At 40.2% G+C, this 508-nt stretch carries 1 protein-coding gene; it reads left to right on the top strand.

The features are described from left to right. Positions 1-408, top strand: a 408-nt coding sequence (locus tag R7190_RS31125) for an FIST C-terminal domain-containing protein (RefSeq protein WP_318138376.1), incomplete at its 5' end; no start/stop codon positions are given. Positions 409-508: the final 100 nt, after the last annotated feature.

Below are 508 nucleotides of genomic sequence, written 5' to 3'. Positions count from 1 at the left end.
CATTTGTACGATAGACCTTATTACAAGCTTTCCCATCCAATACGTGAGACCGAAGATGGGGGGATTGAGCTATTTACCCAGATTTCGGTAGGGGAAGAGCTTACTTTGATGAAAGGGAGTAGGGAGCATTTAATCGCTCGAGCGGCAAAAGTCGTGAATGCTGCATTTAACCAAAAATTAGAAGAATCTCGAAAAATTGGTGTCATAAATATATTTTGTGCAGGACCGATGTTGCACTTAATGCAAGACATGAATAGCGTTTGCGAACAAATTAATCAGGAACTGGAACACTTGCCATTTATATGCCCATTTACCTTTGGTGAGCAGGGAAGATTTATCGGCGGCGAAAATGGACATGGAAACTTGATGATCTCATCAGCGATTTTCCATAAACCTTATGAAAGATAAATATTTAGACACATACCAACAAGAAGCATTACAAGAAGCGTTAGTTGAGCTAAAGCAGACCAAACAACGGGAAAAATTGCTTGCCGATGAAAACAAAGCG

The organism is Vibrio sp. 1078-1 (assembly GCF_033340475.1).
The sequence above is the reverse complement of the archived record's forward strand: the minus strand, read 5'-3'. Positions and strand labels throughout refer to the sequence as shown.